Raw genomic sequence first — 8878 nt, 5'->3', positions numbered from 1 at the left:
ATCCAATTCCTCTTTTCTATATTTTTATACATAACTAAATTATTTAATGCTACTTCGGTATATTCTTAAAATATTTTTATATTCTTTAACTTTTATTCTCATTATTTTATAGTTCCTTTTTTATCTAATTAAATTAATTTTAATATTAAATAGTAATTTTAATTTTTCATTGTAGTCTAATGCAGTATCAAAAAATACTATACCCAAATCTTTTTTTAAACCTACTTTTATTAATGGTCGTACATTTTTAAAGTTTGTGTTTATTCCCAATTCGGTGTATAGTATTTTATAACTTCCCTTAAATTTCAATTCTATATTACTATTATTTTTTTCAATTACATTTGATACATCCATACCTATATTAATACCTTGTTTATACATTTTACTTAAACTTATATTAGTGTTTAAACTCGGTTTATATTTTTTATTCTCTATTGTATTTTCAAATATACTTTTTATTTCTACATTATCATTAGTATATTCAAATCCTATTCCTATATTATGAATATTATCTTTATTTAATAAGACATCTTCCACATAACTTTTTTTATGAGCATATGAATATTTACCTATTATATTTACTTTTTTGTTTTTATTTCTATATACTTCTGCCTTTAATTTTGCTTCTATTTTATTTGTGTTTCCACTTATATCATGTGCATTATTTTTTCCCAATATTGATTTTTTATAGTCGCTATATGTGTATGTCAGATATGTTTTAAATTGTTTTATTGGCATTGAAAATTCTATATTTAAATTATTATTCTTTCTAGCTTTTCTTAAATCTTTTTTTAAAGTTTCTCCTGGTTTTAAATCTGATATTTTTTGTCTAATTGGATTTTTAGGAATAACGAATGTATATGTTAATTTGAAATTTTCATTTAATACTAGTCCTGATAATCCTGTTTCTAATGTATATCTATATATACCATCATCTAAACTTTTTCCATGATTATCAAAACCTATTGATAAGTTAAGAGGATTTTTCTTTTTATTTGTTATTACTACATTTACATAGTTTTCTTTATTAGAAGGCTCTAAATTTACTTTTAAGTCATTATTTTTAGCGAACTTAAAATTATCTACTAATAAGTCTATATCTTTAATATTTAATTTAGTATCTGATTTTAAATTTGAATTTAATTTAATAATTTTGGAATTTTGTTCCCCATTGTATATAATTTTATCAATGTAACTTGATTCTGAAAAACTTATTATTGGCAGTAAAAATACCAACATTTTTATTACTTTATATTTTATTTTTAACATTTATTACGATACCCCCTATATAAGGATATCATATATAGATTTTTTATGCAAATTTACTATTACTCTGTATATGAAATTTGCAATTATTTTTCAAAATAGAAATATATAAATTTAAAATTTTGCATATTTACACTTTAAAATTGACTAAACTACTATAAAATCAAACAAAAAATGACCCTTAATTTTGCATATTATTTTAAGGGTCATTTTAAATTAAATTTAATTTTCTAAACACAATTTTTTATATATTGTATACAATATATCTAATAAAATAAATACTAGGAATATAATTAAAATAAATATATATTCTCTATAATTTATTGGTCTTAAAATCATAGTCATACTTGCAAAATTAAAACCATTAATTAATATGTATAATATAAAATTTAGTATTACTATAATCAATAAAATTTTTAAAATATTATTATACTTATTTTCATTTTTTTTAAATAATAAATATAGTAAACATATTCCAGATAGCACATAAAATACTATTATTGCATTTCCATTATCAACTTCTGGAGTTTCTCTTATGTAATGTAAATTTAATATTTTACTAGTAATTATAATTGATAATAATAAATAAATTTCTATTTTTATCATTTTTTTTAACATTGTTACTCCTAATCATCTTTTTTAAATTATCACAAAGCCCAAAGAATAGAAAAATAAACATATATTTAAAAAAGTAATATCTATTATTCTAAAAATTATACCTTTGTCTTTATAATTAGTAAAATATAAAAACATAATAAATAATAGGACTAATTTATTAAAGTAGTCAAAATATAGACCCATATACATATTAATTTTATAACTGTAAGTTACTCCCCACATAATAATATATAATATTTTAAGTTCATAAGCATAAATTTCATCTTTTTGTGTTTTTTTAATTAAAAAATATTTTATGATAAATATTACTAAAATTAATATAAATGATATATATTTTGTATAAGGCACTAAACTTAATAATATAATGTAAAAAAGTATCATTTCTAAATTCTTATTTATTAACATTTTTTTTATATTCCCTTTCAACTATCTCTTTGCTTTATAATTATTTATTTCTTATTATTTAATTTCTTATTTAACATACTATTGCTAACATTTATTAAAACTCTTATCAATAAATACTAACATATATATTTTCTTTATGCAAACTTCATGTGCAGACTTACATGTAATTTTTAAAAATTAAAATATATAAGCACATTAAAATTGACTAAACTACTTTAAAAAGTTATAATATTATCATGAAAGACTACATATTTGTAGAGAAAGGAATAAATATATGAAATATATAATTATTATAGTTTTAGTAATATTAATATTTATGTTTTTATTAGTAATAAAAAATAAATTTGTTACTCTTGATAACATTAACAAAGAAGCATGGAGTAATATTAAAGTTTATCTTCAACAAAGATTAGATTTAATACCTAATTTAGTAAATACAGTAAAGGGTTACTCTACTCATGAAAAAGAAACATTAACAGCAGTAATAGAAGCAAGAAATAAATTAGTTAATATGGATTTAACAAATTTAGATAATGTGGAAGAGATAGCAAAATATGAAAACAAACTTACTGATGCTCTAAGACATATATCTTTATTAACTGAAGCATACCCTGAATTAAAAGCAGATACTTCATTTTTAAATTTACAAGAAAAATTATCTGAAATTGAAAATGATATATTAAGTGCTAGAAAATATTATAATGCTACATGTAGAGAATTGAATATTTTTACTGAAAAATTCCCTAACTCATTATTTTATGGAATATTTAATTTCAGAAAAGCAAAATTATTTGAAGCAAATGAGCAAGCTAATACAAATGTAAAGGTTGAATTTTAATGTTTATAGTTTATACAATATTATTAGGGATTATAATGGGTATAATAACTACTATATTTGGTACTGTTCTTATATCCGTTTCTAATTATAGAGATATGCATAAAGAAATCATATTCTTACTACCTATTATTGGTGCTGTTACTTACTACATGTATTCTAAATATGCACCAAGATTAAAAAAAGGTATGAATTTAGTTCAATTATCATATAAAACAGAAAACGAGCATATAGATAATAAACTTATACCTTTTATTACGATTTCTACTTGGCTTACCCATTTATTTGGAGCATCAGCAGGTCGTGAAGGTGTAGCAGTACAAATAGGTGCAAGTTTTTCTAATATGACATATAGAAAATTTGGAATAAATAAGCATGAAGCAATGTTAGCGGGTATGAGTGCTGGGTTTGCAGGGCTTTTTGGAACTCCACTTTCAGCAATGATATTTCCCATAGAAATTATGTTTAATCATAAAGAAAAAAAACTTTCATATCAAGGGATATTTATGATAGTATTTGCAAGTTTAATTGCTTCTTATACTTCTTCGTATTTAGGGCTATATCATTTTAAATATATAATAAATGAAGTCTATAATTTTAATATTAAGACTTTACTAGTTGTAATATTTGCTAGTCTAATGTTTTCAATAGCGGCAATAATATTTACAAAAACAATCAAATTTTTAAAACCATATTTATCAAAAAATATTTATATGGTATTTATTTTGTCAATATTATTATCATTTGCAATATATTTTGTAGACAGTGCAAGATATGCAGGTCTTGGAACTAATTTAATATATGAGTCATTTAAAAATAATGGTATCAGTATAAATAATTATGATTTTTTACTTAAAATTATATTTACATGCTTTACACTTTCTCTATCATATCAAGGTGGAGAAGTTACACCTTTATTTGCAATAGGGGCTAGTTTAGGAGCAATGATTGCTATGTATTTTGGTATTCCAGTTTACTTATTGGCTTCAATTGGTTATGCAGTAGTTTTTTCTGCAGCTTCTAACACGCTTATTACCCCCATATTAATTGGTTATGAGGTTTTCGGTATAAATATACTCCCCTACCTAATAATTGCTAGTATATGTGCATATTTTGCTAGTGGGAACAATAGTATATACCCAAATAAAAAATAGTTTGTTTGTAAAAAATGGACTTTTTTTTATTAAAAATTTATAAAATAAAGATTTTTAATTCTCAATAAATACAGCGAAAACTTATTCTGTTTAAAAAATATCATTGATTTTTTTTGATTTTAATGTTATCATAAGTCGTTCACAAAGTGAACCAAAAAAAGATGAAAGTGAGAAAAAAATGAAAGTATACAAAAAAATTTTGATTTTAATTTTTTTAGTATCTCAAATAAGTACCGCTAAATTTAAAACAGAAGTTTCTTTGGGTCTTGAAACTTCGCTTGGTGTTGACAATTTAAGCAATGGAGTAGATTATGTAAAACCTCTATTAAATTTAGCTATACCTAAACAATTTGAAGATTACGAAAAAATAAATAATAATACTAATAAACCTAATACTAAGCCCCCGCAAAAAAATAATACTAATTTATATCAACCAATAGTTAATCCTAATCAAAGAGATTTATTTTTAGCGACTAAGTATTTAGGGCAAAAAGTAAGATTATATAAAACATTTGATATAAAATTTTCAGAAGATTATTCTGGACTTAGTGCATACATTCAAGGTAAAACTTCAGTTAAAGATAATGATAAAATTAATAACTTAAAATTAGGGATAAATTCCAGTAATAAATATTTAAGTGGTTATATTTATTCATATATTAAAGGTGAAGTAAACAAAAAATACGGATTAGACAAGTTAGATAGTGAAGAAGAAACGAAAAATAAGGCAGTAAACTATGCATTTAGTTTAAATCCTTTACCAGATAGTGTAGCATCTATAACATTTGATGTTAAAGGGCAAGATAAATATGTACATTTAGGTCCTACACTTAGGATAAAAAAAGATGGTTTTTTCTTAAATCTAGGCTATGAAAGAGTTCCTAATGCAGACCCTAGGAAAGTATATGTCAAAGATGAAATTATAAATCTTAAAGCTGCTGCACCTGGTTACAATAAAATAGAATATTTTAAAAAATGGACATTAAAAAAGATTGCAGATAAAGATTATGATTATGAAAAAGATAGAGCAGATTTAGAAAAAGCAGAAGTTTCTGGGTATAAGGGTACTAGTAGAATACTAGGACTATATTCAGGTTCATTATATGGAGATTTACCAGTAAAATATGTTTTACAAAGAACAGACAAAATATTAGCTGGAGATAAAAAGTATGCACCTTTAAAAAAAGGTCTTGATTATATTACTGGGCGTAATTTTCTTCCAGATCTTACACTTATAAACGATTTGGTTAGAGGTGTTGATTTTGAAAAATTAGGAACTGATTTATCAAAAGATATAATAAGTGATTTATACGAAAGAATAGGATTTGACCCTGATGCTAAATATTCTTCTATTGGTATTTGGAATCAAATACCTGATGACTTTGTAGGTGCACTACCTAGAAGAGATAGACCTTGGGATTTTGGAAAATTATCTTTAATTTCAGATCCTAACCGTTTATATTTTGATGGTTTAGATAAAGCCCATATGTTAGGTGAAACTATCACACCAAAACTTGAAGATAGTGGTTCAAATACAAAAGAGAAAAATACAAAACCTTCAAAAAAAATTTTAGATAAAAGCGGTAAGTACGAAAAATTAAATAAATGGCACTATTTAGGTGATGATATTGAAAAAAATGTTTTAAATGAATTATCAAACATTCACTCTAATAGTTTCAAAATTCTTAAAGAACTTTCCAAAAAAGAAAATATAGCTGGAAATGCATTTAAAATTGCTTTTGGTGGTTTAAATTCTCTTAGAGATAATTTATATAATGATCCTTACGAAATGCCAGGAATTGACATGTTAAGGGGCATATACTTACATAGAAGTGAAAAAGGTAAAAATGAATTTGAACTATATCAAAATTTAAAGAGTATTGTTAAAGATATTGAAGATGCACCTGCTACTAAAATGAGTAAAGATATATTTAAATTTGAAGTAGGTTATGCAAAAGACGATTATTTAGTAAAATTATCAGCAAGTTCAAACGAAAAAATAAATATTAAAAATGCTAATTATAGTTATGAAAAAATAAAAAATAAATTTGGTTTAGATTTTAATGTTAATAAAAAAGGGCTAATATTTAATTCTAGTACGGAATTAATAAAATCAAAAAATGCATTTTCTAAAAAGAATACTGAATTTAAATATGATTTATATGATATAACAACAAATAATTACTTAGGTTATAGATTTAATGCATCAGATAAAGTAGAAATTGAATTAGGATTAGGACATATAGGAGAATTTGGTTATCTTAAAAATCCTAAACTAATAATAGATGGAAAAGAATACAAAAAAAATGTCGCTATTAGAGATAAGGACAATAAACCTATAGGAAAAGATGGAAAAGCAATAGATACTCTTAAAACAACAGAAAAAGCTTTAATAGACAAAGAAATTGCTAATGGAAATAAAAATGTAAAAAGAAACATTAATGCATCTGACTATATTAAAACAGAAGAAAAATCTGCTAAAAGTAGTTGGTACAATATATATAATATAGTTTACCCTAAATTAGTTGTAAGTTCTAAACCTAATAAAAATCTAATTTTAACAAATGAAATCAAATTACCTATTGGTATAGTAAATAATAAATTTGATGGGTTTAATGCAATATATACAGGAAAAGTAACATACTTATTAGATGATAATGATATTATAGATAAAATAACAACTGATTTTGATATATTTAACTTTAATACAAGTGGTGATGTAAAACTTAGTACTAGATTAGATGAAGTATTTAAATATAGATTTGTATTTGATATTGGATTTGCAAAACTTAATTTACACGGAAAAAACAATAAATTTAATTTTGACTTAGTTGCAAACCCATTAGTATATAATTTTAAAGTTAAGCCTCAAATAGGTATATCAAAAGAAGATAACAATTATGTTGCTAAATTTGGTATTGCTAATACAGGAGATAATATACTTAATGTTGGTACTAGAAAAATAATTAAAACAACTAATGATTATTATAAGAATAATATTAAAGAACCTATTTTATACGTATTAAAAAATAGAAAAGAAGCAGAGTACAAACACATAAAAGATATATTAGTTGATGATATTTATGGATTTGATTCAAATAATATAAAATATAATTTATCACCTTATATTGAAATAAGTAATAATGATTTTGAAATAAGCAATGTAAAATCTAAATTTACATATTCAATTAAAGGGTCTTCTAATATTGGGTACGGTGAAGAAACAACAACTAGTGCTCCAGTAGTTACAGAAGACAAAGAATTTAAATTTGAAAAATCAATGGATGAATATGCAAAAAACTATATTTATTGGAGTTGGCAACATACAAAAGATTCAGACAAAGATTACCTTTATGTAAGTAAAGTCAATAAATATAAAGATAAAGTAACTAAAACTGTTACTAGTAATAAAAAAATTAAATTAAAAGAATTTGATTTAAAATTCAAATTAAATTATGGTGAAAATTTAGGATTAAGAATAAATTCAGATTCTACACTTAATTATAAAAATGTTAGTGTTGATATTTCTAATTCAATTAATAAAGATATTAGCAGAACTACACAGAATGCTATTTATTTAATCAAGGCTGATGGAAGTTATAAAACTAGTGAATTCCAAGAATTAGATAAGAATAATATTCCAGGTGAAATAATAAAGGCATTTAAAGAAAAAGTTAGACCTAATTATTTCTATTGTAAAAATGGACTATGTCTTAGTTACGATAGTGAAAATCAAGTAAGAAATAATCCAAAACTTACACTTGAAAGTCCTAAAATAAGTGGAGAAAATAAAAAATCAACTGAAAAAGCTAATTTATCTGTTAAGGAAATTAATTTTAACACTGATAATTATATAGGCTATGGATTAAAGGCTAATGACAAATTAAATATAAATCTAGGTCTAGGGCATAATTTAAATATTAGACATACAAGTATTGGAAATGTAATTATTGGAGATACTAAACTGTATGCTAGTTCTAAATTAGATATAAAACATATTATAGAACCTAAAATTACTTTAGAATATAGTATTTTAAAAAATTTAAATTTAAATACAACTATTGGTGCTCCTATTAAATTTATAGGAAACAATGTTAAAGATAATAAAGTAATAGATATCCATTTAGATCTTAGATATAGATGGTAAAAATAAAAAGATGTTAATCTCAATTTTGATTTTAACATCTTTTTTGTATAATAATTTATTGTTTAAATTACTCTATATTTATTGTTAAGACTGATTCATATTTAAGTATTCCTTCTATTACAGTTAACCTATCTAATGAACCTTTACTTATTACATCTATTTCAACATCAACATGACTTTCTTTTTTTAAAATATTGACATTTTCAATAATAAGTTTTTTTTGTAATAGTTCTACTTTAATATCTGGAAATTCATTCAAATTACTATTTCTTAATTTTAATAATACCTTATATCTATAACCTTCTTTTTGATTTAAGAATGTGCTAATATGTGTATATATTTGTAGAAATAATAGCAATATTGATACAAAAATACCTAATTTTATTAGACCTGCTCCAACAGACATTCCAACACCTGCCGTTGCCCAAATACCAGCTGATGTTGTTAATCCAC

General features: G+C 22.9%; 6 protein-coding genes. 3 read left to right on the top strand and 3 right to left on the bottom strand.

Going from position 1 to position 8878, the window contains the following annotated elements:
* Window positions 1-120 precede the first annotated feature (120 nt).
* The gene (locus AWT72_RS07200) at window positions 121-1269 is read right to left on the bottom strand and encodes a ShlB/FhaC/HecB family hemolysin secretion/activation protein (RefSeq protein WP_067143005.1); all 1149 of its coding nucleotides are present in this window, start codon (window positions 1267-1269) and stop codon (window positions 121-123) included.
* 219 nt (window positions 1270-1488) lie between these two features.
* Window positions 1489-1884, bottom strand: coding sequence for a hypothetical protein (locus AWT72_RS07195; protein WP_067143002.1), 396 nt, complete (start codon window positions 1882-1884; stop codon window positions 1489-1491).
* Window positions 1885-2563: 679 nt separating this feature from the next.
* Here AWT72_RS07195 and AWT72_RS07185 point away from each other — a divergent pair.
* The 3 genes from AWT72_RS07185 to AWT72_RS07175 all read left to right on the top strand — a co-directional run bounded on the left by AWT72_RS07185 (window position 2564) and on the right by AWT72_RS07175 (window position 8425).
* A complete protein-coding gene (locus AWT72_RS07185; protein ID WP_067142996.1) occupies window positions 2564-3127 on the top strand; it encodes a LemA family protein in 564 nt (187 codons plus the stop codon).
* Window positions 3127-4278 carry a chloride channel protein gene (locus tag AWT72_RS07180; RefSeq protein ID WP_067142992.1) on the top strand — a complete coding sequence of 384 codons (1152 nt, stop codon included), beginning with the start codon at window positions 3127-3129 and terminating at the stop codon, window positions 4276-4278. Before AWT72_RS07185 ends, AWT72_RS07180 begins: the two co-directional genes overlap by 1 nt.
* A gap of 178 nt (window positions 4279-4456) precedes the next feature.
* Window positions 4457-8425, top strand: a complete 3969-nt coding sequence (locus AWT72_RS07175) for a hypothetical protein (protein ID WP_067142989.1) — start codon at window positions 4457-4459, stop codon at window positions 8423-8425.
* 67 nt (window positions 8426-8492) lie between these two features.
* On the opposite strand, the gene AWT72_RS09720 is transcribed toward AWT72_RS07175, so the two are convergent.
* Window positions 8493-8878 (bottom strand): MgtC/SapB family protein (locus AWT72_RS09720; RefSeq protein WP_371440140.1); only part of this gene is annotated, 386 nt, incomplete at its 5' end.

This window comes from Oceanivirga salmonicida, from assembly GCF_001517915.1.
In the GTDB taxonomy this organism is placed as follows: Bacteria; Fusobacteriota; Fusobacteriia; order Fusobacteriales; family Leptotrichiaceae; genus Oceanivirga; species Oceanivirga salmonicida.
This window is presented reverse-complemented; position numbering and strand designations above follow the sequence as displayed.

Coding starts and splice junctions, on each gene's coding strand:
- AWT72_RS07200 (WP_067143005.1), bottom strand. CDS start 1,269: ATGTTAAAAATAAAATATAAAGTAATAAAAATGTTGGTATTTTTACTG.
- AWT72_RS07195 (WP_067143002.1), bottom strand. CDS start 1,884: ATGTTAAAAAAAATGATAAAAATAGAAATTTATTTATTATTATCAATT.
- AWT72_RS07185 (WP_067142996.1), top strand. CDS start 2,564: ATGAAATATATAATTATTATAGTTTTAGTAATATTAATATTTATGTTT.
- AWT72_RS07180 (WP_067142992.1), top strand. CDS start 3,127: ATGTTTATAGTTTATACAATATTATTAGGGATTATAATGGGTATAATA.
- AWT72_RS07175 (WP_067142989.1), top strand. CDS start 4,457: ATGAAAGTATACAAAAAAATTTTGATTTTAATTTTTTTAGTATCTCAA.